Source organism: Microbacterium sp. As-52 (assembly GCF_049949185.1).
GTDB lineage: Bacteria > Actinomycetota > Actinomycetes > Actinomycetales > Microbacteriaceae > Microbacterium > Microbacterium maritypicum_A.
The window spans coordinates 2,098,148-2,121,164 of the sequence record NZ_CP188171.1; the positions used below are offsets into that span (position 1 = coordinate 2,098,148).

General features: G+C 69.1%; 24 protein-coding genes. 19 read left to right on the top strand and 5 right to left on the bottom strand.

Annotation, left to right across the window (positions count from 1 at the left end; all coding sequences use genetic code 11):
• Positions 1-104 precede the first annotated feature (104 nt).
• The 14 genes from ACLFA2_RS10030 to ACLFA2_RS10095 all read left to right on the top strand — a co-directional run bounded on the left by ACLFA2_RS10030 (position 105) and on the right by ACLFA2_RS10095 (position 12,673).
• The gene (locus tag ACLFA2_RS10030; RefSeq protein ID WP_136024677.1) at positions 105-1,136 is read left to right on the top strand and encodes a metal ABC transporter solute-binding protein, Zn/Mn family; all 1,032 of its coding nucleotides are present in this window, start codon (positions 105-107) and stop codon (positions 1,134-1,136) included.
• Complete coding sequence (locus tag ACLFA2_RS10035; protein WP_029264829.1) at positions 1,133-1,981, top strand: metal ABC transporter ATP-binding protein; 849 nt, start codon at positions 1,133-1,135, stop codon at positions 1,979-1,981. Before ACLFA2_RS10030 ends, ACLFA2_RS10035 begins: the two co-directional genes overlap by 4 nt.
• Positions 1,978-2,856 carry a metal ABC transporter permease gene (locus ACLFA2_RS10040; RefSeq protein ID WP_021201610.1) on the top strand — a complete coding sequence of 293 codons (879 nt, stop codon included), beginning with the start codon at positions 1,978-1,980 and terminating at the stop codon, positions 2,854-2,856. Before ACLFA2_RS10035 ends, ACLFA2_RS10040 begins: the two co-directional genes overlap by 4 nt.
• A 46-nt stretch (positions 2,857-2,902) precedes the next feature.
• Complete coding sequence (locus tag ACLFA2_RS10045) at positions 2,903-3,319, top strand: Fur family transcriptional regulator (protein ID WP_021201611.1); 417 nt, start codon at positions 2,903-2,905, stop codon at positions 3,317-3,319.
• Positions 3,316-4,356: a permease gene (locus ACLFA2_RS10050; protein WP_021201612.1), complete on the top strand. Its 1,041-nt coding sequence runs from the start codon at positions 3,316-3,318 to the stop codon at positions 4,354-4,356. Before ACLFA2_RS10045 ends, ACLFA2_RS10050 begins: the two co-directional genes overlap by 4 nt.
• Entirely contained in the window at positions 4,349-5,215 is an 867-nt protein-coding gene (locus ACLFA2_RS10055) for a TIGR03943 family putative permease subunit (RefSeq protein ID WP_426621216.1), read from the top strand. The genes ACLFA2_RS10050 and ACLFA2_RS10055 overlap by 8 nt, the downstream gene beginning before the upstream one ends.
• Positions 5,205-7,124: a hypothetical protein gene (locus ACLFA2_RS10060; RefSeq protein ID WP_426621217.1), complete on the top strand. Its 1,920-nt coding sequence runs from the start codon at positions 5,205-5,207 to the stop codon at positions 7,122-7,124. Before ACLFA2_RS10055 ends, ACLFA2_RS10060 begins: the two co-directional genes overlap by 11 nt.
• A gap of 1 nt (position 7,125) precedes the next feature.
• Positions 7,126-7,914, top strand: a complete 789-nt coding sequence (locus tag ACLFA2_RS10065; RefSeq protein ID WP_426621218.1) for a DNA-3-methyladenine glycosylase — start codon at positions 7,126-7,128, stop codon at positions 7,912-7,914.
• 139 nt (positions 7,915-8,053) lie between these two features.
• Positions 8,054-8,290 carry a 50S ribosomal protein L28 gene (gene rpmB / locus ACLFA2_RS10070; protein WP_017203559.1) on the top strand — a complete coding sequence of 79 codons (237 nt, stop codon included), beginning with the start codon at positions 8,054-8,056 and terminating at the stop codon, positions 8,288-8,290.
• The gene (gene rpmG / locus ACLFA2_RS10075) at positions 8,290-8,460 is read left to right on the top strand and encodes a 50S ribosomal protein L33 (RefSeq protein ID WP_017203558.1); all 171 of its coding nucleotides are present in this window, start codon (positions 8,290-8,292) and stop codon (positions 8,458-8,460) included. The genes rpmB and rpmG overlap by 1 nt, the downstream gene beginning before the upstream one ends.
• A gap of 3 nt (positions 8,461-8,463) precedes the next feature.
• Positions 8,464-8,769 carry a 30S ribosomal protein S14 gene (gene rpsN, locus ACLFA2_RS10080; protein ID WP_017829734.1) on the top strand — a complete coding sequence of 102 codons (306 nt, stop codon included), beginning with the start codon at positions 8,464-8,466 and terminating at the stop codon, positions 8,767-8,769.
• Positions 8,770-9,088: 319 nt separating this feature from the next.
• A complete protein-coding gene (locus ACLFA2_RS10085; protein WP_426621219.1) occupies positions 9,089-9,913 on the top strand; it encodes an endonuclease domain-containing protein in 825 nt (274 codons plus the stop codon).
• Between the two features lie 374 nt (positions 9,914-10,287).
• Entirely contained in the window at positions 10,288-10,575 is a 288-nt protein-coding gene (locus ACLFA2_RS10090) for an HU family DNA-binding protein (RefSeq protein WP_017203554.1), read from the top strand.
• Positions 10,576-10,741: 166 nt separating this feature from the next.
• Positions 10,742-12,673: a cytochrome c oxidase assembly protein gene (locus ACLFA2_RS10095; RefSeq protein ID WP_136024780.1), complete on the top strand. Its 1,932-nt coding sequence runs from the start codon at positions 10,742-10,744 to the stop codon at positions 12,671-12,673.
• Positions 12,674-12,691: 18 nt separating this feature from the next.
• Here ACLFA2_RS10095 and ACLFA2_RS10100 read toward each other — a convergent pair whose 3' ends face one another.
• The gene (locus ACLFA2_RS10100; protein WP_021201618.1) at positions 12,692-13,762 is read right to left on the bottom strand and encodes a hypothetical protein; all 1,071 of its coding nucleotides are present in this window, start codon (positions 13,760-13,762) and stop codon (positions 12,692-12,694) included.
• Positions 13,763-13,875: 113 nt separating this feature from the next.
• On the opposite strand from ACLFA2_RS10100, the gene ACLFA2_RS10105 reads away from it, so the two are divergent.
• Positions 13,876-15,270, top strand: coding sequence for an ATP-dependent DNA helicase (locus tag ACLFA2_RS10105; protein WP_029264824.1), 1,395 nt, complete (start codon positions 13,876-13,878; stop codon positions 15,268-15,270).
• A 38-nt stretch (positions 15,271-15,308) separates the two neighbouring features.
• Here the strand turns inward: ACLFA2_RS10105 and ACLFA2_RS10110 are convergent, their stop codons facing one another.
• Entirely contained in the window at positions 15,309-15,956 is a 648-nt protein-coding gene (locus tag ACLFA2_RS10110; protein ID WP_021201620.1) for a heme oxygenase (biliverdin-producing), read from the bottom strand.
• A 46-nt stretch (positions 15,957-16,002) separates the two neighbouring features.
• Positions 16,003-16,317, bottom strand: coding sequence for a DUF2470 domain-containing protein (locus ACLFA2_RS10115; RefSeq protein WP_021201621.1), 315 nt, complete (start codon positions 16,315-16,317; stop codon positions 16,003-16,005).
• A gap of 96 nt (positions 16,318-16,413) precedes the next feature.
• On the opposite strand from ACLFA2_RS10115, the gene ACLFA2_RS10120 reads away from it, so the two are divergent.
• Positions 16,414-17,706: a serine hydrolase domain-containing protein gene (locus ACLFA2_RS10120; protein ID WP_426621220.1), complete on the top strand. Its 1,293-nt coding sequence runs from the start codon at positions 16,414-16,416 to the stop codon at positions 17,704-17,706.
• A 36-nt stretch (positions 17,707-17,742) separates the two neighbouring features.
• Positions 17,743-18,759 (top strand): magnesium/cobalt transporter CorA, encoded by a 1,017-nt coding sequence (corA, locus tag ACLFA2_RS10125; RefSeq protein ID WP_426621221.1) that lies wholly within the window; start codon positions 17,743-17,745, stop codon positions 18,757-18,759.
• Between the two features lie 14 nt (positions 18,760-18,773).
• Here the strand turns inward: corA and ACLFA2_RS10130 are convergent, their stop codons facing one another.
• Together ACLFA2_RS10130 and ACLFA2_RS10135 are read right to left on the bottom strand one after the other, a co-directional pair.
• Positions 18,774-19,001: a hypothetical protein gene (locus ACLFA2_RS10130; RefSeq protein ID WP_021201624.1), complete on the bottom strand. Its 228-nt coding sequence runs from the start codon at positions 18,999-19,001 to the stop codon at positions 18,774-18,776.
• Entirely contained in the window at positions 18,988-20,385 is a 1,398-nt protein-coding gene (locus tag ACLFA2_RS10135; RefSeq protein WP_426621222.1) for an APC family permease, read from the bottom strand. Before ACLFA2_RS10135 ends, ACLFA2_RS10130 begins: the two co-directional genes overlap by 14 nt.
• Before the next feature lie 101 nt (positions 20,386-20,486).
• Between ACLFA2_RS10135 and ACLFA2_RS10140 the strand changes: the two genes are divergently transcribed.
• Both ACLFA2_RS10140 and ACLFA2_RS10145 read left to right on the top strand, forming a co-directional pair.
• The gene (locus tag ACLFA2_RS10140) at positions 20,487-22,100 is read left to right on the top strand and encodes an acyl-CoA dehydrogenase family protein (protein WP_347123892.1); all 1,614 of its coding nucleotides are present in this window, start codon (positions 20,487-20,489) and stop codon (positions 22,098-22,100) included.
• Between the two features lie 148 nt (positions 22,101-22,248).
• Complete coding sequence (locus ACLFA2_RS10145; protein WP_029259393.1) at positions 22,249-22,899, top strand: MIP/aquaporin family protein; 651 nt, start codon at positions 22,249-22,251, stop codon at positions 22,897-22,899.
• The last annotated feature ends 118 nt before the right edge of the window (positions 22,900-23,017 follow it).

Consider the following 23,017-nt stretch of genomic DNA (forward strand, 5'->3'; position numbering starts at 1 on the left):
CGTCTCCGTTTTGGCAGGCGGCAGGCGGCAGGCGGCAGGCGGCAGGCGGCAGGTGGCGCAGGAAGGATTTGATAATGGTTCTCATTAGCGTTTAGAGTGAAGGCATGAAGAAGCCCGTCGTCGCCCTCGCCCTCGCATCCGTCGCCGCTCTCACGCTGGCCGGATGCTCCACCCCCTCGGCGGGGGAGGGCGACGACGGCACCATCACGGTCGTCGCGAGCACCAACGTCTACGGCGACATCGCCGCGACGATCGGCGGCGATCGCGTCGACGTGCAGTCGATCATCACCTCCGCCTCGCAGGACCCGCACTCCTACGAGGCGAGCGCCCGCGACCGGCTCACGGTGCAGAAGGCCGACCTCGTGATCGAGAACGGCGGCGGCTACGACGCCTTCATCGACACGCTGCTGCAGGACGCGAAGGACCCGCATGTGGTCACAGCCGTTGAGTACTCGCACGACTTCCCCGGGAACGAGGGTCACGACGAGGCGGGCCACGACCACGCCGACGAGTCGGCGAGCGCTGCCCCCGAGGAGAGCGACGCGCCCGAGGACGAGGCGCACGATCACGCCGACGACGAGGCCGGGCACGAGGGCCATGACCACATCGAGGGCTTCAACGAGCACGTCTGGTTCGACCCGCACACCATGATCCACGTCGTCGAGGCCATCGCCGACGAGCTGACCGAGCTCGATCCCGACGGTGCGAAGGAGTTCGCCGCGAACGCGGCCACCCTCACCGCCGACCTCGAAGGCTTCGAGACCGAGCTGGCGACTCTCAAGACGGAGGCGCCCGACGTCGACGTCTTCATCACCGAGCCGCTGCCCGGCTACCTCGCCGCAGCCGCCGGATTCACCGATGTCACTCCCGACGGCTTCGCCGAGTCGGTCGAAGAAGGCACCGACGTCGCCCCGGCCGTGCTGCTGCAGGCGCTCGACGTGATCGGCAGCGGTCAGGTGACGGCACTGCTGACCAACGCGCAGACCGGCGGGTCCGAGACCCAGCGCGTCGAAACCGCGGCGAAGGACGCCGGCATCCCCGTCGTCGCCTTCACGGAGCTGCTCGAGGACGGATCGTCGTACTCTGAGTGGATGAGTGACGCGATCCAGAGCCTCGCCGCCGCCGTCAAGTCGTGAGCGGCGCCGCACAGCGCGGGAATCCGGTCCTCGAGATCTCCGACGCGTCGCTGCAGCGCGGTGATCGCGAACTCTGGTCGGGCCTCGACCTCACGGTCGAGCCGGGGGAGTTCATCGCGGTGCTCGGCCCCTCCGGGTCGGGCAAGACCACCCTGCTGCGGAGCATCCTGGGCCTGCAACCGCTGTCTTCGGGCACGATCCGCGTCGCGGGTGAGCCCGTGCACCGCGGTAACTCCCGTATCGGGTACATCCCGCAGCAGCGCTCGCTCGCCCCCGACACGAGCATGCGAGCCCGCGACCTCGTCGCCCTCGGCGTGCAGGGGAGCCGCTTCGGCTTCCCGATCCCGCACCGTGGCGACCGCGCCAAGGTCGACCACCTGCTCGAGGCGGTCGGCGCCTCGCACTTCGCCGATCGCCGGGTCGGACTGCTCTCGGGCGGCGAGCAGCAGCGGTTGCGGGTCGGTCAGGCCCTCGCCGACGAGCCGGCTCTGCTGCTGTGCGACGAGCCGCTGTCGAACCTCGACCTCGCGAACCAGGTCGCCGTGACCGACATCATCGATCGTCAGCGCCGTGAGCGCGAGGCGGCGGTGTTGTTCGTCACCCATGACATCAACCCGATCCTCGGCCGGGTCGACCGCATCCTCTACATCGCCGGCGGACGGTTCCTGCTCGGAACCCCCGACGAGGTGCTGCAGACGCGCGTGCTCACCGACCTCTACGGCACTCCGGTGTTCGTGCTCCGCGCGGGCGACCGGCTGGTGGTCGTGGGCGTGCCGGACGCCGAGCCCCACCACGACCACGGCGACCACGAGCACGGACACCACGACCACGGAGGAGCGGCATGAGCGTCGCACTGGGCATGGTGCCGCTGGTCGATTGGAGCGACGTCTTCTCGTTCCAGGACTACGGCGAGCTCGTCACCCTGCTCGCGAACTCGATCATCGCCGGCGCGGTGCTCGGCATCGTCGGCGGACTCATCGGCGTCTTCGTGATGCAGCGCGACCTGGCTTTCGCGGTGCACGGCGTGAGCGAGCTGTCATTCGCGGGAGCGGCTGCCGCCCTGCTCTTCGGCGGCAGCGTCGTAGCCGGGTCTCTCGGCGGAGCGCTCGTCGCCGCCATCCTGATCGGGGTCCTCGGGGCCAAGGCCAGGGACCGCAACTCCATCGTGGGTGTGCTCATGCCGTTCGGCCTGGGCCTCGGCATCCTGTTCCTCTCGCTCTACGACGGCCGCAGCGCCAACCGCTTCAGCCTGCTCACCGGCCAGATCGTTTCGGTCTCGAGCCCCGACCTCGGCTGGCTGATCGGCATCAGCATGGTCGTGCTGATCGGTCTGCTGGTGATGTGGAACCCGCTGCGGTTCGACTCGCTCGACCCGGAATCGGCCGCGGCCCGCGGCGTGCCGACCCGTGCCGTCAGCCTGCTGTTCATGGTGCTGCTCGGCCTGATCGTCGCGGTGAGCGTGCACATCATCGGGGCCCTCCTGGTGATGGCGCTGCTGGTCACCCCCGCGGCCGCCGCGATGCGCGTCACCGCAGGCCCCATCGCCGTGCCGTTGCTGGCCGCGCTGTTCGGCTTCGTGTCCGCGGTCGGCGGCATCCTGCTGGCCCTCGCCGGCACGCTCCCGGTGAGCCCGTACATCACGACCCTGTCGTTCACGATCTACGTGGTGTGCTGGATCGTGCAGAAGGCGCGGGCCCGAGTGCGCCGTGTGCGTGCCTGAAATCCTCTCCCAGCCCTCGCCAACCCCCGCGGCCTAGACTCTTCGTATGGCTCAGCGGAACACCTGGCAGCGCGAACGTGTGCGCGAAGCACTCGCCGACGCGCGCGGATTCGTGAGCGCGCAGAGCCTGCACGCCGCGCTGCGCGACGACAACACCGGCATTGGCCTCGCCACCGTCTACCGTGCGCTGGCCGGACTCGCCGCCTCCGGAGACGCCGACTCGCTGCAGAGTCCCGAGGGCGAGGCGCTGTACCGCGCCTGCACCACGCAGGGCCACCATCACCACCTCATCTGCCGATCCTGCGGTCTGACCGTCGAGATCGAGGCCAAGGACGTCGAGCAGTGGGCGCACCGCACCGCGGCACTGCACGGCTTCACCGAGGCCGCCCACGTGGTCGACATCTTCGGGCTGTGCACCCCGTGTGCGAACAAGCGCGACGCCGAGAGGGCCGCGTCCGCGTGAGCTCCTCGGCGGCAACGGCGACCCGTCACGGCCACTCCCATCGCCCGGCGCCCTCGCCGCGATCGGCATGGATCGGCGTCGGCCTGGGCGCTGCCATCATCGCCGCGCTCTTCCTGATCGATGCCTTCCTGCCGACGCTGTTCCCCGCCTCGCTGCCCACCCGCGCGCAGGACGGTCTCACCCTCGCGCTGAGTGTGCTCATCGAAGCCCTGCCGTTCGTCATCCTCGGCGTGCTGCTCTCGATCGTCGTGCAGGTGTGGCTCCCGGCCGATGCGATCCACCGCTGGCTGCCGAAGCGCGCGTGGGCCCGCCGTGCGGTGCTGTCGCTGTTGGGCATGCTGATCCCGGTGTGCGAGTGCGGCAACGTGCCCTTCGCCCGTGGCCTCATGATGCGCGGCCTCGCGCCGGCCGAAGCGATGACGTTCCTCATCGCCGCGCCGATCGTGAACCCGATCGTGATCCTCACCACGCACGCCGCTTTCGGCTGGGACGGTGGGATCCTCGTCGCCCGGCTCGTGGGCGGCTACCTCATCGCGAACCTCATCGGCTGGATCTACAGCCGCCACCCCGACCCGGACGGCATGCTCACCCAGCGCTTCGTCGACACCTGCGAGCTGGTCACCCACGAACCGGGCACGCCGGTGCGCCGCAGTCTCACCCAGTTCCTGATCGAGCTGCGCGCCGTCATGCCTGCACTCGTGATCGGCTCGGCGCTCGCCGGGGCCGTGCAGGTACTGATCCCGCGCGAGTGGCTGCTCGCGATCGGGTCGAACCCGGTGCTGTCGATCGTCGCCATGATGGCGCTCGCGATGACGGTGGCCATCTGCTCGAACGTCGATGCGTTCTTCGCGCTCTCGTTCGCCTCGACGTTCTCGTCCGGCGCCCTCGTCGCCTTCCTGCTCGTCGGTCCACTCGTCGACATCAAGATGCTGGCGCTCATGCGCACCACGTTCACCGCGCGCACGCTCGTCGGGATCGTCGGCATCGTGCTCGCCTCGGCTTTCGCGATCGGTATCGGGGTGAACGTCCTTGTCTGAGCAGACGGCGCGGTCCGAGCAGACCGCCACCCGCATACGTGCACTCGGCACCCGCTGGCTGGGTGTGGGGCTCGCGACCGTCATCTCGGTCGTCACCCTCGGCCTCGGTCTCACGGGGCGTCTCAACCTCTACATCAGCCCGGAGTCGGTGTGGTTCGCCTGCACCGCCGCGGTCGTGACTCTGGCCGGAGCGATCTGGTCGTGCACCCTCCCGTTGGGGGAGGAGAGCGACCACGGCCACGACCACGGGCCTGTGCCCGCTCCCGCAGTCCACGGCGACCGCGAGCGTGCGGATCAAGACGGTGCGGATCAAGACGGTGCTGATCACGACGGTGCCCCGGCCTCCTCTCGCCGCGCGCTCGCCGGAGTCGCGGCCGTCGCCGGCGGAGTCATCGCCTCGGGTGTCGTCGTGGCGGGACTCGTCCTGCCGCCGGCCTCCCTGTCGGTCGAGCTCGCGATGTCGCGCGCGGGAGAGCAGAGCGCATTGTTCGCCGGCGCGGACTCGGTCGCGCTCGGCGTGGCCGACACGTCGACGTTCGGCGTCGGCGACTGGGCGAGCGTCTTCACGGCGGCGACGAACACGGCCGCTTACGACGGCGCCGCGGTGAAGCTCACGGGCTTCGTGACGCCCGGCGCGTCGGGAGACGACGGTGTGAACCTGACCCGTCTGGTCATCACGCATTGCGTGATCGATGCCCAGACCGCCGTTCTGCCCGTCGATGTGAAGCCCGACGAGTACGCGACCGGCCAATGGGTCGAGATCACCGGCACCGTGCGCGCGGATGCCGACGGCAAGCTCCGCATCGAGCCGACCGATGTCGTCGCGATCGATGAGCCGGGAGACCCCTATGAGTACTGACGACGAGCGCCCAGAGGTGCCCGCCGTCCCGCGCACCCGCGCGGAGATGCGTGCAGCGCGAGAAGCTGCCGAAGCGGCGGAGGCCGAGCGGATCGACCGCGCGGTGGCGTCTGCCGACCATGTCGCACCGCCCGCCGACCAGCCCACCCCGGCCGATCGGCCGGGCGATCAGCAACCTGCCGGTGCAGACGAAGCGGCTGCGCGCGAGGCGGCTGCGCGCGAGGCGGCTGCGCGTGAAGCCGCTGCTCGTGAAGCCGCGGTCCGTGAGGCAGGTGACCGTGAGGTCGCGGAGCAGGAGGCCGCCGCCCGCAAGATGGCCGCCTTCGAGGCTGCGGCGCGCGAGGATGCGGAGGCGACCGCTCTTCCGCCCGTCCCCCTCGCGACCGAACCCGTGTTCGTCGGCGCCGCACCGGAACCCGTCGTCGAGACCTCGGTGGCCGGTGCAGCGGCCGGTGCGGCGGCACATGACGCGACAGCGGACCCGTATGCGCCGCCGATCCCCCGCGCCGCCGCCGAGCGCCGGGTCCCGCCCCCGCCGGGGAGCCGACGCCGGTTCGTGCTCACGGTTGCCGCGGTCCTCGGGGTGCTCGTCGTCGTCGGGACGGGGTTGGGCATCGCCAGCCTCCTTCAGGGCCCGCGCATCAGCGATGTGCAGGTCGATGCGGCACAGGCGATCGAATCGTCCGGCAGCCGCGTGATCCTCACTGCGAACCAGGCACTCGCCGACATCGACCCGGCGCAGGTCACGGTCGAGCCGGAGGTGCCCTTCACGGTGGATGCCTCGGGGCGCGGCGTGGGCGTGCGATTCACGGTCCCGCTCGACGACTCAACCGAGTACACGGTTCGTGTCGCCGATGTGGTCGGTGCCGGCGGTGGCCCGAAGACGACGCTGACCACGAGCTTCACGACGCCGCCGTCGAACATCTTCCTGCTGCGTCGCGATGTCGCGGGCAAGGACAAGATCTTCCTCACCGACCTCAGCGGCGAGAAGGCCGTCCCGGTCTTCGAGCACGACAAGATCAACGACTTCCGCGCGACCTCCACGCAGCTCGTGGTGTCGGTCGAGGAGGACGACGGGTCCCGCCTGCTCGTGATGGACCGCGACGGCAAGAACCAGCGCGAGCTCACTCTTCCCGGTGAGGGATACGTGGGCGCGATCCAGGTCTCCGAACGCGGCGGCCTCGTCGGCTACAGCTACTCCGACAAGGAGCTCAGCGACACCGAGGGGCGTGCGAGCGTGCTGGTCACCCAGTCGCTGAGCGGCGATGACGACCCGCAGATCATCGAGGTCGCCGGCGCCGAGGCGAGCGTCTTCGTCTGGCAGTTCGTGCCCGACAGCGCAGCCGTGCTGTTCATCGACTTCGACGGAGCCCTCTCGCTCGTCGACCGTTCGACCGACACGGGTGTGCAGTCCCTCGGCCTCGCGGCCACCATCCAGGGGATCTCCCGCGGCACCTACACGGCGATCGTCGAACGGCTCGACGGCGCCGTGGTCGAACTCAACCTCGCAGACGGGTCGGAGCAGCCGCTCGCGGCATCCGATCCCGACTACGGGACGGCGAGCTCGATCACGCCGTATCCCGGTGGCACGTTGCGCCACGTGATCGCTCGCGACGACGAGGGGCTGCCGATCGGACAGGTGGTCGTGCGCGTCAACGACGACGGCGCGGCGACCCCGCTGGTCGAGGTCGGATCCACGGACTCGATCCTGCAGGCCTGCGCGTCGCCGAGCGGCCAGTACGCCGCCGTCGTCGTCGCTCCCGACCTGGCGAACAACGCCTACGACGGGATGCTGCTGCCGCTGCCCGAGAACGTCGAGACCCACCTGATCGACATGGCTTCCGGCAAGGAGATCGTCGCCCTCACCGGCTTCGACGCCTCGTGGTGCCAGACGGCTCCGCGCTTCTGAGATGACGGACGGTTCCGACCTCCTCCGCGGCGTCGACCTGCCGCACGAAAGCCTGCGCCGTGCCGTCCGTGCAGACCTGAGCGCCTCTGCGGTCGACGTCGCACCGCGCCTGCTCGGAGGCGAGCTGCGCACGGTCGTCACGATCGGGAGCGACTCCGTTCCCGTCGAGGTGCGGTTGCGCATCACGGAGGTCGAGGCGTACCACGGGCAGGGCACGGGCGAGATCCCCGATCCGGGTTCTCATGCGCGCATGGGGCGCACGGCCCGCAACTCCACGATGTGGGGCGAGCCGGGCCACCTGTACGTGTACCTGAGCCACGGCATCCACTCGTGCGTGAACGTCGTGTGCGGCCCTGAAGGGCAGGGCGACGGCGTGCTGCTCCGGGCGGGCGAGATCGTGAGCGGCACGGAGGCGGCGGCCCTCCGACGTGGCGTCGCGCTTCCCCTTCGGCGCACGACGCTGCGGGACCTCGCCCGCGGGCCGGGTCGTCTCGGACAGGCGGTGGGATTGCGGCATCCCGTGCACGACGGGATCGACGCGATCACGGGTGGGGAGCGTCGCGGAGCACGAGCCGAGCTGTGGCTGGGTCCGCAGCGGGACGACGTGGCCAGCGGTCCGCGCGTCGGTGTCGCCGGCGTCGCCGGGACCGCGGCTTTCCCGTGGCGCTTCTGGATCGACGCGGACCCGACGGTGTCGCCGTTCCGATGGGGCAGGGGCGCGGCCGAGGCTGCTGCCGAACTCGCTTCGGGGGAGCCGGGATCGACCGGGTCGGCGCCCGTGCTAAACTGACTCTTTGTCTGCGCACACTCCTGTGCGCAGTTCGCGTGCTTCCCCTTCTGCGGCCGAGAGATCGGCGGGTCGTGGTTGCGTGCAGACAAGGGATCTTGGGTGGGGCCGTCCGGCCTCACGGTATAGAAGGAGTCACATCATGGCAGCAGTGTGCCAGGTGACCGGAGCTGTTCCCGGCTTCGGACACAATGTCTCGCACTCGCACCGCCGGACGAAGCGCCGCTTCGACCCGAACGTGCAGAAGAAGACGTATTTCGTTCCCTCGCTCGGTCGTAAGATCACGCTCAACGTGTCCGCCAAGGGCATCAAGGTGATCGACGTCCGTGGCATCGAGAACGTGGTCAAGGACCTCCAGGCGAAGGGTGTGAAGCTCTAATGGCCAAGAAGGCTCAGGACGTACGTCCGATCATCAAGCTGCGTTCGACGGCAGGTACGGGATACACGTACGTGACTAAGAAGAACCGCCGCAACACCCCCGACCGCCTCGTGCTCAAGAAGTACGACCCGGTCATCCGTCAGCACGTCGAATTCCGAGAGGAGCGTTGATCAATGGCTAAGAAGAGCAAGATCGCTCGCAACGAGCAGCGCAAGGTCATCGTGGAGCGTTACGCCGAGCGTCGCGCCGAGCTGAAGAAGACCCTGGTCGACCCGAACGCCACCGACGAGGCCCGCGAGGCCGCTCGCGTCGGCCTGCAGAAGCTGCCGCGCAACGCGTCGCCGGCTCGCGTGCGTTCGCGCGACGTCATCGACGGCCGCCCCCGTGGTGTCCTCACGAAGTTCGGCATCTCGCGTGTCCGCTTCCGTGACATGGCGCACCGTGGCGAGCTGCCCGGCGTGACCAAGTCGAGCTGGTAAGTCTCAGCAGACAGTCGAATGGGGCGAGGATCTTCGGATCCTCGCCCCATTCGCGTCCCCACCCTCACGTTCGCTCCGCGCCTCTGTCTCCTCTGTCTCCTCTGTCTCCTGTCTCCTGTCTCTGTCTCCTGTCTCCTGAAGCGCCATGCGAAGGGCGGACTTCTCGCTGATAGGCGGACTTCGGTGATGGGGTTCGCCGCCCATCACGAGGAAGTCCGCCCGAAGACTGCCCCTGCACAGCGAGTAGCCACTGCTAAGGAGTGAACAGAGGGCGGATCTGTGGCGCTGCGGGGCCGTCGAGGCGCGGCAGGCTCGAGGCATGGATGTCGTGCGCGCCCTCACAGCCAGGAACGGGATCGCGCGGGTCGTCACCATGCGCCGAGCGGGGGTCACCGAGCACGCGCTGCGGCAAGCGGTGCGCGCAGGGGCGGTGGTCTCGGTGTGCCGGGGGTGGGTGGGGCTCCCCGGTGCGGACCCGATGCTCGTCGCGGCGGCGAAGCGAGGAGTCGTGCTCAGTTGCGTCACCGTTGCCGCGCGGAAGGATCTGTGGGTGACGGCCGTATCGCGACCGCACCTGGCGGCACCCCCGAAGTCCGGTCACGCGAAGGATGCTCGTGGGGTCGTGCACTGGAGCCGGCCGATCTTCCCTCGAGATCCGGATCTGCTCGAGGACTCGATCGAGAACGCGCTCGTGCTCGTGGCGCGCTGTCAGCCATATGAAGATGCGCTCGCGACCTGGGAGTCCGCGATGCGGGCAGGGGCCGTGGACCCCGACGTGCTCGAACGGGCACCCCTGCCGCCGGCGGCGAGGCGGCTCCTGGGCGACGCCCGTCCCTTCGCCGACGCGGGGACGGAGACCATCTTCCGCACGCGGATGGCATGGCTGGACCTGCCGATCACGCCGCAGGTCTGGATCATCGGGCACCGAGTGGACTTCTTGATCGGCGAACGACTCGTCGTGCAGATCGACGGTGGGCATCATGTCGGAACCCAACGCACGAGCGATATCGCGCACGACGCCGAGCTGATGCTCCGCGGCTATCACGTGATCCGCATCGGCTACGACCAGCTCATGAACCACTGGGCGGACGTGCAGAGCCTGATCCTGGCTGCGATCGCTCAGCGCCTCCATCTTGCGCGCTGATCCCCGCACCTCTGCACTCCGCGACGGGCGGAGAACTCCCCGTCGGGCGGAACCACTCAGGAACATCCTCCGCCCATCGGCGAGGACTCCTCCCCACGGGGGGCATGGGGGTGTGGGGACGGGGAGGACCCCGTCGCGCCGGCTTTCTCGCGCACGTCCAGCGCCGTGATCGAGGCGCACCGGCCCCGCTGAGGGCCTTGGTTTCTGTGACTGGAGTGACAAAAGTGACGCGACACGCCCAGTAATTGCCCAAAACCCGCGAAATGACGCGGAAATGAGGGTGGTGGTTGGTACATTCGAGGCGGTCGCTAGACCAGGAGCACCCGCTCCGATACCCACAACGATGCGACGGGATCTCGTCGCTGGAGGATGACATGGCTGACAAGTCCATCACCAAGACCGAGCTCGTCGCGAGCATCGCAAGCGCCACGGGCCAGAGCCAGGCCACCGTCTCCGGTGTCCTCGACTCGCTGTTCGCCACGGTCTCCGACGCTGTTGCCAAGGGCAGCAAGGTCTCCATCCCGGGCTGGATCTCCTTCGAGCAGGTCGACACCGCTGCTCGCACGGGCCGCAACCCGCAGACCGGCGCCGAGATCAAGATCCCGGCCGGCAAGCGCGTCAAGGTGACCGCTGGTTCCAAGCTCAAGGCTGCCGTCAAGTAATTCGACCGCACCTCTTCGAAGGCCGCTCCCGTTCCGACGGGAGCGGCCTTCGTGCTTTCTCACCGCCGGTCGCGCCTAGGCTGGAGGGGTGAGTTCCCGCAGCGAGTCGACGAGTCGGATTTCGGCGTATCGAATCGCGGGAATCGTCATCCTCCTGCTCGCCGCGATGGCAGCCCTCGTGCTGGCGCTGCTCGTCGGCGGAGGCGCCAAGCCGCCGCTCCTGCAGGATCCGGGGCCGTTCGTGCTCTGGGGCACGCCGATCGCCAAGCTCGTCATGAACATCTCGGGCGCGGTCATGCTCGGCTCGCTCGTGCTCGCGCTGTTCGGACTGCGCGCGGGGGACCGATCATTCGATGCCGCCCTGAACATCGCCTCGGTGGGAGCGGCCGTGTTCACGGTCTCCGCGGGTCTCGCCGGCTTCCTCGCCTTCATGGCCGCCTTCAACCCGAAGCTCAGCATCGAGCGCGAGTTCGGCACGCAGCTCGGTCGATTCCTGCTGGAGCTGCCGCTGGGGCAGTCCTGGCTCATCACCACCATCTTCGGTGCGATCATCACGGTGCTGGCGTTCGCGTGGCGTTCGTGGACACCCACACTGATCACGGCCCTCCTCGCCGCCGCATCCTTCCTCCCGCTCGCGACTCAGGGCCATGCCGGCGACCTCGCCGGGCACAACATGGCCGTCAACTCGATCCTGTTGCACACGATCGGCGCCGCCGTCTGGCTCGGCGGTCTCCTGCTCCTGGTCCTGCTGCGCGGACGAGCCGATGTCGACACCGCGCAACTCGTCGGGCGCTACTCGTCGCTCGCGATCGCCGCTTTCGCCGTGGTCGCCGTGTCGGGCGTCACCCGGTCCATCGTCGCCGTCGGCAGCTGGGATGCGCTGTGGGCGACGCCCTACGGCTGGATCGTGCTGGCCAAGGTCGCACTTCTGGGAGGAATGGGGCTGCTGGGGGCCTGGTACCGCGCCCGCCTGATCCCCAAGCTCTCCGGTCAGCGCGCGGCCGGCTGGTTCTGGCTCCTCGTGCTGTGCGAGGTCGCGCTGATGGGTCTCGCCTCGGGTGCTGCCGCCGCACTCGCACGCACACCTCCCCCCACCGGGGAGGTCGCCGCGTTCGCCCAGACCCCCGCGCAGATCCTCACCGGCTCGACGCTGCCGCCGGAACTGACGATCGAGCGCTGGTTCACCGCCTGGGACTTCGACGTGCTCTGGCTCGTCGCCGCCGGCTTCGGACTGTTCCTCTACCTGGCAGGAGTGCGGCGGCTGCGACTGCGCGGCGACCGCTGGCCGATCCATCGCACCGTGTTCTGGGTGCTCGGCATGCTGATGCTCGTCTGGGTGACCAGCGGACCGCTCAACGCCTACCAGGAATACCTCTTCAGCATCCACATGATGGGCCACATGATGCTGTCGATGGCGATCCCGCTGCTGATGGTGTCCGGTGCCCCCATCACCCTCGCTCTGCGTGCGATCCACAAACGCGACGACGGCACCCGAGGCGGTCGCGAGTGGATCATGTGGGCCGTGCACTCGCCCTTCGCCCGCGTCGTGACGCACCCGTTCGTGGCGGCGGCGATCTTCATCCTGTCGCTCTGGGCGTTCTACTTCACCGACCTCGTGCGCTGGTCGATGTACGAGCACCTCGGCCATGAGTGGATGGTCATCCACTTCCTGATCTCGGGCTACCTCTTCGTGATGAGCCTGATCGGCGCCGACCCGGTGCCCTACCGTCTGCCCTACCCCGGTCGTCTGATCACCCTGATCGCGGTGATGGCGATGCACGCCTTCTTCGGCATCGCGATCATGATGCAGGAGGGCCTCATGGTGGCCGACTGGTTCGGGTCGATGGGCCGTGACTGGGGCGTGGACCCGCTGCAGGATCAGTACGTGGGTGGCGGCATCGCCTGGTCGATCGGCGAGATCCCCACGCTCATCCTCGCGATCACGGTCGCGATCCAGTGGAGTCGCAGCGACACCAAGCTGCAGCGCCGCGCGGACCGGCACGCCGATCGCACGGGAGACGCCGAGCTCGAGGAGTACAACGCCAAGCTGGCTGCCCTCGCCGAGCGCGACGAGCGGGAGCAGCGCGCAGGCCGCTGAGGCCGGCTCGCTCGGGCGTCAGCCGACGGGCTGCTCTCCGGGGGAGCCGATCCTGATCGACGCGGTGCCGTCGGGAAGGATCGCGATCGTTCCCGTGAGCTGGAAGGGGACGTCTTCCGACAGCGGCTGGGTCTTGCCGTCGAACAGCGACTTGATGTCGACGTCGACGTGAGCGACCGCATCCGTCGTCGGGATCTGCCACTGCCCGCCGTCGGGGGTGACCGTGACCCGTGGCTGGGTCGCGATCGACCACTTCGGGGCCGAGGCGAGGCGGTTCGTGACCCGCAGGCCGAACGGGCAGGCCGTCGGCTGCAGCACCTCCTGCGTCGTGCACTCGGTGAGGAAAGCCTCGACGCGCTCCTGCACCACGTCGATGAACTCGTCGGTCGGCTCGGTCTGCACATCGAGCGGCGTGACGGCGAGGGGGGTGTCGGCGAGCACTCCGTGGCCGGAGGCCGTCGATATGGGGGTGTCCACCGTGATCGCATACAGTCCGGGGGTGAACACCAGCAGCGGCAGCGGGTCGAGGGGGACGGCATCGGCGCCGTCGATCGACACCTGACGCCGATCGACCTCGAACCCGTTCACGGCGAACTTGTCCGCACCGCGAACCGTGAGATCCACGACGGCCAGGGGGCTCGTCGTGAAACGCCAATGGGGGGTGACTCCCGCCCATCCGTCCTGTTCGATCAGGAACGTACTGGTCCCGGGGTGGCCGCTCGCCTGGTAGCTGACGGTGACGGCGGTGCCGCCGTCTGCGGGCTTCTCCGACGTCACTGTCACGTCGGTCAGCGGCGCGAGCGCGGCGCGGCGGAGCATCGCCTCCGATGCCGCGGGGTCGATGCCCGCGGCATCGAGTGTCTCGCGGTCGATCGCGACCCCGGGAACACGCAGCGCGTCAGCGGCGCGACCGGAGGAGAGCAGGTCGAGGTAGCGGACCACGAACGCCGACGGCCCGTAGAACTGCTGATACAGCGTGACGCCGCCGGCTCCGAGTGCGGCGACGAGCATCATGCCGACGACAGCGAGCATCGCCAGGTCGACCCCCAGGCGCGCGCGCCGGGGCGCGCTCGCACGTGCCCGGTCCATGGCGTCAGTCTAGGAGGGCGTCCTGGGGGGACGCCGAGCGTCGGCGGGCGTGCGCGGATGCCGGGCCGTAGCATGGACGAGCGCCCTGTCCGCCCGCTGCCCCTGTGAGAACCGTGTCCCTTCCCGCCCTGTCCGAGGAGCAGCAAGAGCTGTTCCGCCTCATCGAGGACACCGGCGAGCACGTCTTCATCACCGGTCGAGCCGGGACCGGCAAGTCGACCCTCCTGCAGCATTTCGCGTGGAACACGAAGAAGCAGATCGCCATCTGCGCGCCCACGGGCGTGGCGGCGCTCAACGTCGAGGGGCAGACGATCCACTCGCTGTTCCGCCTGCCGATCGGTCTGATCGGGGACGCCGACATCGATCAGAACGACGCGACCCGTCGCATCCTGAACGCCATCGAGACGCTCGTGATCGATGAGATCTCGATGGTCAACGCGGATCTGATGGATGCGATCGACCGCTCCCTGCGCCAGGCGCGGGGGCGCAGGGGCGAGCCGTTCGGCGGCGTGCAGGTCGTCATGTTCGGAGACCCCTACCAGCTGGCGCCCGTGCCGCCCCGCGGCGATGAGGCCCGCTACGTGCAGGACCACTACCGCTCGTTCTGGTTCTTCGATGCGAAGGTGTGGGCAGGGACCGGCGGCGGTACCGGCGAGTCCGATCAGGACGGACTCTTCGCGGTCGACTCGCGGGCCGAACTGCACGTGCGCGAACTCGTGCAGATCCACCGCCAGTCCGACGACGGGTTCAAGGCCATGCTGAACGCCGTGCGCTACGGACGGGTCACCGCCGAGATTGCCGGGGTGCTGAACGCCCAGGGAGCGCGGACGCCACCGGACCCGGAGCCGGGGGAGGTGCCGATGATCACGCTCGCGACCCGCAACGACATCGTGAACAGCATCAACAGTCGTCACCTGGCCGCATTGCCGGGCAAGGAGCAGACCGCACGTGCCGAGGTGAGCGGAGACTTCGGGCGGGGCGAGGCCGCGCTCCCCGCCGAGTCGGAGCTGAAGCTGAAGGTCGGAGCGCAGGTCATGTTCCTGCGCAACGACACCGCGATGTCGGGGGAGCCGCCGCGGTGGGTCAACGGCACCATCGGGACGGTCGTACGCATCCTCGGCAGCGCTGTGCGTGTCGACATCGACGGCGAGGAGGTCGACGTCGAACCGGCCGTGTGGGAACGGTTCCGATACGCGTACGACCAGAACACCAAGAAGCTCTCCCGTGACGTGGTCGCGGAGTTCACCCAGTTCCCGTTGCGCTTGGCGTGGGCGGTCACGATCCACAAGTCGCAGGGCAAGACCTACGAGCGGGCGATCATCGACCTCGGCTCCGGGGCGTTCGCACCGGGGCAGACCTACGTCGCGCTCAGTCGACTGACCTCGCTCGACGGGCTCTACCTGTCGCGTGCGCTGCGACCCCGTGACATCCGGGTCGACGAAGACGTGCGCCGGTTCATGCGCGACGCCTGGCTCGCGGCATCGACCCCGGAGCTGCCGAAGAGCTGAAGGCCCGGCCCTGGCTCAGGCTCCGGCTCTCCAGCGGCTCAGGCGGCGGCGCGTGCGCGGTCGAGGTCTTCGAACAGCTCGGTGTTGAAACGGTAGGCGAGGAGCACCTCGTCGATCACGCGCTCGCGCTCGGCATCGTCCCAGGGAGCGGCGTCGAGCTGCTCGCGGTACACGTCCTTGAAGGCGGCCGGATCCGCGATGTCGTCGAACAGGTAGAAGCCGATGCCGTTGGTCTCGAAGCCGAAGCGGCGTGCCATCACGCGTCCGATGAAGATGCCTCCGGAGAGGTCGCCGAGGTAGCGGGTGTAGTGGTGGGCGACGAAACCGCCGGCCCACGTGGCGCCCACCTGACGGATGCGGTCGACGTAACGCTGCGTGGTGGGCAGCGCGACGATCCGCTCACGCCAGTCGGCACCGAGCAGGAACTCGAGGTCGGCTTCGAGCGCGGGCAGGCGCGTGAGCTTGTCGGTGATGAAGACCGAGGCGACCGGATCCTGGCGCATGCGCTCGCCGGCGCCCTCGAGGGCCTCGTAGATGAAGTAGTGCTGTGCGACGAGCGAGATATAGTCCTCGCGCGATCCCTCGCCCTTCAGGAGGTCGGACATGAAGCCGGCGGTCTCGCTGCGGGAGTGCGATCCGGACGAACGCTCGCGCAGGGCGGCGGAGAAGGAGAGGATCTCGGGCATGAGGCCAGTGTAAGGGTTACCTAACCCCGGAGGGAAGCCGGATCCGTCAGGCGTGCGGGCGAGGTTCGACGCCGAGCCGGGCGCAGGCGGCGTCATACAGCGCCACGACCTCACGGCGCACCGAGGGGCGGTCGTCGATCGGGCCGCCGGGCCACGGCACGCGCAACTCGGTGACGGCGCCGTCGCGCGTGATCTCCCACAGCCCGCCGTCCCCGTCGAAGCCGGTCATGATCGATGCGGTGATCTCCGCATCCGACGGCTCCGCGAACGCCCGGGCGATGAGGATGTTGTCATCGGTGTGGTCGCCGTTCATGTGGCGGAGGACGGCGGTGATCACGTCGGCATCGAAGGTGTGGGGCATGACGACAACCTTATGCGGGGCTCGACGTCTGCTCCGGGGCCGACTTTCAGCATCGGCGCTCTAGACTCGGGAGACACGTCTTCGGGGGTTCTTTCCATGCAGCTTCTCTCGTCGCGCCGGTGGCGCGCCGCAACGGCCACGGCGGCCGTGCTCGCTCTCGTTCTCACCGGATGCTCTTCCGAGGAGTCCTTCTCGTACACGCCCCCCGCTCAGGTCGACGGGGCGCTCCCCGATGACACGGTCGCCGCGATGCAGGCCGCCGTCGACAACGCCCTCGTCGCGTCGGGTGCGTCGGGCGCGATCGTCGGTGTCTGGGCGCCGTGGAGCGGGAGCTGGGTGGCCGGCATCGGCACGCAGGACCGCGAGGGCGGAGCTGAGGTGTCGACCGACATGTCCTTCCGCATCGCCGATGTGACCCGTCTGATGACCTGCGACGTGCTCTATGCCCTCGCCGACCGCGATGTGGTCGAACTCGATGCGAACGTCGCGGACTACGTCTCGGGTGTCGCCGACATGCGAGACGAGGGCATCACCCTCCTCGACCTCTGCAACGGCACCAGTGGGGCGGGATCCTCCGAGGGAACCGTCAAGTCGGCGTGGCTGAACACCCCCGACCGGGTCTGGTCTCCTCTGGAGCTGGCCGGTTTCGGCCTGGCGCGTGAGCGCGTCGCCCCGCACACCACCTTCCGCGACTCGGATGCCGGCTACCTCCTGCTCGGGCTGGCCCTCGAACGCGCCTCGGGGATGACCGCCTCCGAGCTGATCGCCGAGTACGTCACCGAGCCCCTCGGGCTCCCGGACACCTCACTGCCGGGCCCGACCCCTGCGCCGCCGGGAACCGGAGCGGTACTGAACGGTCATTTCCTCAACGGCGTCGAAGGCGGGTTCGACTGCGCCGCCCCCGTCGACATCACGAAGCTGTCGTCCAGCTCGGGCTTCACCGACTCCGGCGTCGTGTCGACCATCACCGACCTGGGTCGCTACGCACAGGCGGAGGCGCAGCAGGCGCTGCGCACCAAGGAGAAGCCGGACCGCTTCGGTGAGCCGCTCCCGGCTGCCGACGGAGCCGAGTCCTGGTTCCAGGCCACGGGCGGTGCCTACCTCGTGGGATCGATGATCGGTCAGCACGGCTGGACGCCCGGATACGCCACGGCGGCGTACTCCGACCCTGCCACCGGGTTCACCGTGGCCGTCGTGCTCAACGACTCGACGGCCGGGGCGCAGTTCGCCCAGCAGCTCTCGTGGGAACTCGCCGCCATCGCCTCCAAAGCGCCGGCCGCTGCGGGGCAGACCGCGCCCGAGTTCGGCCTTCCGTTCACGGCCGAGCAGTACCACCAGGCGATCGGCGATACCGCGATCCCCTGCGTGGCCCCGCCCGCCGCGCAGTGATCCCGCTCTGACCGACAGGAACGCGAAGGGGCGACGATGGCGATCATCGACAATGCGATCTACGTGGATGGCGTCCGCACCGAGAATCCGGTGACCCTCAGCGAGACCTTCGAGCGCATGCGGGAGCGCGGCGGCATGGGGTGGATCGGGCTCTATCGGCCGAGCGAGGAGGAGATCCGCGCGGTCGCGGACGAGTTCGGCATCCATGCGCTCGTCGTGGAGGACGCCCTCTCCGGTCACCAGCGCGCCAAGCTCGAACGCTACGGCGAGGTGCTGTTCATGGTGCTGAGGCCGGCGCGTTATCTCGACGACGTCGAGGAGGTCGAGTTCGGCGAGGTGCACGTGCTCGTCGGCCCCGACTTCGTCGTGACGATCAGGCATGCGGAGTCACCGAATCTCGGGCGCGTCCGTCGGCGGCTGGAGGCCGACCCCGCCCTCCTCGCCCGTGGTCCCGAGGCCGTGATGTACGCGATCCTCGATGAGGTCGTCGACGAGTACACGCCCGTCCTCGCCGGGCTCGAGAACGACATCGACGAGATCGAGAGCCAGCTGTTCGAGGAGAACACCGACGCCACCCAGCGCATCTACGACCTGGGGCGGGAGGTCATCGACTTCCAGCGGGCCACGCAGCCGTTGTCGGGCATGCTGGAGGCCCTGCTGCGCGGGTCGGACAAGTACCAGGTGACCGAAGAGCTGCAGCGGTATCTCCGCGACGTGCTGGATCACACCCTGCGCGTCAGCGACCGCGCCACGACGTTCCGCACCGTCCTCGACAACGCGCTCACCGTCGAGTCGACGATCGTCGCGCGTCGCCAGAACGAGGAGATGCGGCGGATGACGGAGCTCAGCATCCGTCAGAACGACGAGGTCAAGAAGATCTCGGGATGGGCGGCGATCCTGTTCGCCCCGACGCTCGTCGGCACGATCTACGGCATGAACTTCGATCACATGCCCGAGCTGCACTGGCTTCTCGGCTACCCGATGGCGGTCGGGATGATGATCGCGCTGGGCTTCGGGCTCTACGCGGCCTTCAAGCGCAAGGGCTGGCTCTAGAGCCGCGCCGCGCGTCAGTCCTCGGAATCGGCCTCGGAATCGGCCTCGGGCATTCCGGGACCGGGCCCCGGACGCACCGGTGCCCCCGGGGCGATGTCGATGCGGGTGTTGCCGTCGTGCTCGCTGACCTCGACGCGGGGTGCGGCGTCGGCCTCGGTGGCGTCCGGTGCGGACGTCAGCTGATCGTGCCGCTTCTCCGCGCTCGTCATCTCGTCGGCGGACGTGTGCTCAGGCGTGCTCATGGTTCTCCTTCTGGTCGTGGACGGGCTCGCCGTCGGGGCGGGCGTTCTTCTTCTCCGAATGCTTCCTGCCCCAGCGCGCCAGCACGTACAGCACGCCTCCGACGGCGAGCGGTATCGCGCCGAACAGCCAGACGGCCGGTCGCTGCTGGGTGAGCAGCAGCAGGCAGGAACCGATGCCGAGCACGGGGACGAAGGTCCACACGCGGAAGTGATCGTTGTCGACGCGGTCGCGACGCAGTACCAGCACGGACACGTTGACGCTGAGGAAGACGACGAGGAGGAGCAGGACCACCGTCTCGGCGAGCGTCGCGAGATCGCCGACGAGCGTCAGCCCCATCGCCACGAGGGTGGTGGTGAGGATCGCGACCCAGGGGGTCTTCCGCTTCGGGAGCACGCGGCCGAGGGTGGCGGGCAGCAGGCCCTGCTCGGCCATGCCGTAGGTGAGACGGCTGACCATGATCATCGTCAGCAGTGCGCCGTTGGCGACCGCGACGAGCGCGATGAGGCTGAACAGCCAGGAGGGGATGCTGACGCCTGTGGCCTCGACCACGGCGAGCAGGGGACCGCTCGACTCCTGCAGTTCTGCGGCTGGGAGGGCGATCGAGCTCGCCAGGCCGACGAGCACGTAGACCGCTCCGGCCGTGAACAGGGCGCCGAAGAGGGCGCCGAAGAGGGCGCGAGGGTACGTCCGGCGCGGATCCTTCACCTCTTCGATCATGTTCGCGGACGTCTCGAACCCGACGAACGAGTAGTAGGCGATGACGGCACCGGACAGCACTGCGACGGCGACGCTCGTCCCTTCCGGCGCCTCCGCGACACGGGAGACGTCGCCGCCTCCGCCGCCCACGAAGACCGCGACCACGGCGATCACGATGACCAGGCCGCTCAGCTCGATCGCGGTCATCACGAGGTTCGCGCCCATGGACTCGCGGATGCCGCGGGCGTTCAGGAGGCCGACCAGGGCGAGGAAGGCGATCGCGACCGGGATCGTCGGCAGATCGAGGAACGTGCCCAGGTAGTCGCCCGCGAACGCGATGGCGAGGCCGGCCGCACTCGTGACTCCTGCGGCGAGCATGCTGAATCCCACCAGGAACGACACCAGCGGACTGTGGAATGCCCGCTCCGCGAAGACGGCGGCTCCTCCGGCTCGCGGATACTTCGTGACGAGTTCCGCATAGGAACCCGCGGTGAGCATGGCGAGCAGCAGCGCCAGGAGCAGAGGCGCCCACAGCATCCCACCCACCTTCTCGGAGAGCACCCCCATCAGGGCATAGATGCCTGCGCCCAGCACGTCCCCGAGGATGAACGCGAACAGGAGGGGACCGGTGATCGCCCTCCGCAGCCGGGTCGAGGTCTCGGCGGCGGGCGCGGTCTCCGTGGTCATCCTCGAACGGTACGGGGAAGGGCGAAGAGCGGCCATGGGGTTGACATCGCTCGCCCCCGCCATTGCCCCGAGATCGGTATCCGTGATTCCATCGGGGCATCGTGAGCACACACAGCGTCTTCAATCAGGCCCCGCCGCGCGTCGATATCGACGAGTACGGGGCGAACATCGCGCTGACCGAGGCGGTGCGGCTGCACGGCGCGGAGTGGGCGGACGAGGCGTTGCGGGGCATCGGTCGTCGCGTCGGGTCGGCGGGCTTCCAAGACGACGCCCGGCGGGCGAACCGGAACGAGCCCGTGCTGCGCACGCACGACCGCTGGGGCGAGCGCATCGACGAGGTCGAGTACGACCCCGCCTATCACCGGGTCATCGGCGCAGCCGTCGCCGACGGGGCGCACACCGCCGCATTCGCGGACCCCCGTCCGGGGGCCGGCGCCGCTCGCGCCGCCACGTTCATGCTCTACGCGCAGGTCGAGCCCGGTCATGCCTGTCCGGTGTCGATGACGCATTCGGCCGTTCCCGTGATCGCCTCGCATCCGCGCCTCGCGGAGGAGTGGATGCCCCGGCTGCTGTCGCGTTCGTACGAGCCCGGACTGCGCCTCGGAAAGCCCGGCGCCCTGTTCGGCATGGCCATGACCGAGAAGCAGGGCGGGTCCGATGTGCGGGCGAACACCACGTCCGCCGTGCCGCAGGGCGACGGGCGCTATGCGCTGACCGGCCACAAGTGGTTCTGCTCCGCACCGATGTCGGACGCCTTCCTGGTGCTCGCGCAGGCGCCGGGTGGGCTGTCATGCTTCCTGCTGCCGCGGCTGCTCGACGACGGCACGCGCAATCGGCTCCGTTTCCAGAGGCTCAAGGACAAGCTGGGCAACCGGTCGAACGCCTCGAGCGAGGTGGAGTACGAGCAGGCCGAGGCGACCCTCGTGGGGGAGGAGGGGCGCGGCGTGCGCACCATCATCGACATGGTCACCCGCACGCGGCTCGACTCGATGCTCGGCTCGCTGGCCGGCATGCGCCAGGGGGTCGCCGAGGCCGCATGGCATGTGCGGCATCGATCGGCGTTCGGGCGCACCCTCATCGATCAGCCCGCGATGACGGCCGTGATCGCCGACCTGCAGCTCGAGGTCGAGGCGGGGACGGCGGTCGCGATGCGGCTCGCCCGTGCGTACGACGATGACGCCTCGGCACAGGATCGGGCGTTCCGCCGGCTGGCGACGGCAGTCATGAAGTACTGGGTGTGCAAGCGCGCGCCCGGCCACGCCGCCGAGGCGCTGGAGTGCCTCGGGGGCAACGGCATCACGACGGACTGGCCCCTCGAGATGCGGTACCGCGAGCAGCCGGTGATGGCGATCTGGGAGGGCTCGGGCAACGTGATCGCGCTCGACGTGCTGCGGGCGCTCGCCCGAGAACCCGAATCGCTCGAGGCCTTCGACGCCGAGGTGTCGGCGGTGCGGGGTGTGGACTCCCGGTTCGACGCCCATCTGGACCGCACGAGGCGTCTGGTGGCAGAGGCGGCGGCGGATCCGATGCCGGACGCCTCGGCGCGCAGGCTCGTCGAGGCCCTCGCGCTGACCCTGTCGGCGGCACAGCTGCTGCGCGCGGCGCCCGCCGTGGTCGCCGACGGGTTCATCGCCGCCCGCATCGACGGCGGTTCCGGCCTGTTCGGTGCGCTGCCCCGAGGCGTGGACAGCGCCGCGATCGCCGCTCGCGCGTAGTTCAGCGAATTCACAGAAAGCCCGCGCGGCTCCCGATATTCCGGTCGGCGCAGCGATAGCGTCAGTGCCGCAAGAGGGGTGCGTCGACCGGAGTGAGCGGCCAAACGAGCCTCCTCTCCCACGAATCCCCAAGACAAAGGGCTCTCTCATGACTGGTACGGCACGCAAGGCGCTCGCAGAAGCGATCGCCACCTTCCTCTTCGTCCTCGCGATCATCGCGGCGGTCAACAGCGGCAGCCCGCTGACCCCGCTCGCGATCGGCTTCACCCTGATGGTGCTCGTGTACTCGACGGGTCACATCTCGGGTGCACACCTGAACCCGGCCGTCTCGGTCGGTGTGTTCCTGCGCGGCGGCCTCAGCGTCGTCGACTTCATCGCCTACCTCATCGCCCAGTTCGTCGGTGGTGCCGTGGCCGCGCTCGTCGCGCTCGCCGTGTGGCCCGCCGGCGAGAAGGCCATGATCATCGAGGTCGGGCCGGCGTTCCTCGTCGAGGCCCTCTTCACGCTGATCCTGGTGTGGGTCGTGCTCAACACCGCCACGTCGAAGGACACCGCGGGCAACTCCTTCTACGGTCTCGCGATCGGTGCGACCGTCTTCGTCGGTGCGGCCACGGTCGGATCGATCTCGGGCGGCGGCTTCAACCCGGCGGTCGCGCTCGGCCTCTCGGTCAGCGGTCACTTCGCGTGGAGCTCGCTGTGGCTGTACATCGTCGCCCCGGTCGTCGGCGCCGTGATCGCCGCGATCCTGTTCCGCGTGCTCAACACGGACGACGCCAAGAAGATCGCCGCCGCGGAGTAGCCTCCGCAGCGGGAACGAAGCGCCGCATCCTCGTCGGAGGGTGCGGCGCTTCTGCGTGCGGCGATCGTCGCCGGGTGCACATGTCGGGAGAACGCACGGAGGTCGACAAGAAGAGTGT

Excerpts from the sequence above, each read along its gene's own strand:
- ACLFA2_RS10030 (WP_136024677.1), top strand. The coding sequence starts at position 105 with ATGAAGAAGCCCGTCGTCGCCCTCGCCCTCGCATCCGTCGCCGCTCTC.
- ACLFA2_RS10040 (WP_021201610.1), top strand. The coding sequence starts at position 1,978 with ATGAGCGTCGCACTGGGCATGGTGCCGCTGGTCGATTGGAGCGACGTC.
- ACLFA2_RS10045 (WP_021201611.1), top strand. The coding sequence starts at position 2,903 with ATGGCTCAGCGGAACACCTGGCAGCGCGAACGTGTGCGCGAAGCACTC.
- ACLFA2_RS10060 (WP_426621217.1), top strand. The coding sequence starts at position 5,205 with ATGAGTACTGACGACGAGCGCCCAGAGGTGCCCGCCGTCCCGCGCACC.
- ACLFA2_RS10065 (WP_426621218.1), top strand. The coding sequence starts at position 7,126 with ATGACGGACGGTTCCGACCTCCTCCGCGGCGTCGACCTGCCGCACGAA.
- rpmB (WP_017203559.1), top strand. The coding sequence starts at position 8,054 with ATGGCAGCAGTGTGCCAGGTGACCGGAGCTGTTCCCGGCTTCGGACAC.
- rpmG (WP_017203558.1), top strand. The coding sequence starts at position 8,290 with ATGGCCAAGAAGGCTCAGGACGTACGTCCGATCATCAAGCTGCGTTCG.
- rpsN (WP_017829734.1), top strand. The coding sequence starts at position 8,464 with ATGGCTAAGAAGAGCAAGATCGCTCGCAACGAGCAGCGCAAGGTCATC.
- ACLFA2_RS10085 (WP_426621219.1), top strand. The coding sequence starts at position 9,089 with ATGGATGTCGTGCGCGCCCTCACAGCCAGGAACGGGATCGCGCGGGTC.
- ACLFA2_RS10090 (WP_017203554.1), top strand. The coding sequence starts at position 10,288 with ATGGCTGACAAGTCCATCACCAAGACCGAGCTCGTCGCGAGCATCGCA.
- ACLFA2_RS10095 (WP_136024780.1), top strand. The coding sequence starts at position 10,742 with ATGGCAGCCCTCGTGCTGGCGCTGCTCGTCGGCGGAGGCGCCAAGCCG.
- ACLFA2_RS10100 (WP_021201618.1), bottom strand. The coding sequence starts at position 13,762 with ATGGACCGGGCACGTGCGAGCGCGCCCCGGCGCGCGCGCCTGGGGGTC.
- ACLFA2_RS10110 (WP_021201620.1), bottom strand. The coding sequence starts at position 15,956 with ATGCCCGAGATCCTCTCCTTCTCCGCCGCCCTGCGCGAGCGTTCGTCC.
- ACLFA2_RS10115 (WP_021201621.1), bottom strand. The coding sequence starts at position 16,317 with ATGCCCCACACCTTCGATGCCGACGTGATCACCGCCGTCCTCCGCCAC.
- ACLFA2_RS10120 (WP_426621220.1), top strand. The coding sequence starts at position 16,414 with ATGCAGCTTCTCTCGTCGCGCCGGTGGCGCGCCGCAACGGCCACGGCG.
- corA (WP_426621221.1), top strand. The coding sequence starts at position 17,743 with ATGGCGATCATCGACAATGCGATCTACGTGGATGGCGTCCGCACCGAG.
- ACLFA2_RS10130 (WP_021201624.1), bottom strand. The coding sequence starts at position 19,001 with ATGAGCACGCCTGAGCACACGTCCGCCGACGAGATGACGAGCGCGGAG.
- ACLFA2_RS10135 (WP_426621222.1), bottom strand. The coding sequence starts at position 20,385 with ATGACCACGGAGACCGCGCCCGCCGCCGAGACCTCGACCCGGCTGCGG.
- ACLFA2_RS10145 (WP_029259393.1), top strand. The coding sequence starts at position 22,249 with ATGACTGGTACGGCACGCAAGGCGCTCGCAGAAGCGATCGCCACCTTC.